The sequence below is a fragment of the Polaromonas sp. P1_E3 genome, assembly GCF_056405935.1.
On record NZ_JBFUBD010000864.1, the window covers coordinates 1 to 521 of the forward strand.

Here is a 521-nt window from a genome sequence, read left to right on the forward strand (position 1 = left end):
GCCATCAGCAAGCCCACGAAGGCGGAGATTCTGGAAGCAACGCAAGAGTTCATGGTGGGAAGAACCGCTTCGGTCAAAATCCACCGCGCCGACGGAACATTTGAAGAAGAACGGACCTATCCAGGCGCTGCTGATCCTTCCAGGTCGAAAGGCTAGGAACGGTCAGGAACAGGCGCCGGGACCTTCCGGCCCCCAGCTCCCGAAGTTGAATACGATGGAAGCCCTTTGCACTCTGGCGGGCGCCGGGTGCCCAACCTTTCAGGAGACACGACATGGCCAGCGAAAAGACCAGCAAGAACACGATTTGCCTGTGGTACGACGGTGGTGCCGTTGAGGCCGCGAACTTCTACGCCAAAACATTTCCCGACAGCACTGTCGGCAAACTCTTTTATGCACCGGGTGACTACCCCGACGGCAAGCAGGGGGACGTGCTCACGGTCGAATTCACTGTCGCCGGTATTCCCTGCATTGGACTCAACGGTGGCCCGCTCTTCAAGCATAACGAGTCATTCTCTTTTCAG

At 57.6% G+C, this 521-nt stretch carries 2 protein-coding genes; both read left to right on the top strand.

The window, feature by feature from the left end:
* The first annotated feature begins 3 nt into the window (after positions 1–3).
* Entirely contained in the window at positions 4–156 is a 153-nt protein-coding gene (locus tag AC1D0Z_RS24015) for a DUF2188 domain-containing protein (RefSeq protein ID WP_477660607.1), read from the top strand.
* Between the two features lie 116 nt (positions 157–272).
* A partial coding sequence (locus tag AC1D0Z_RS24020; protein WP_477660606.1) for a VOC family protein occupies positions 273–521 on the top strand: 249 nt, incomplete at its 3' end.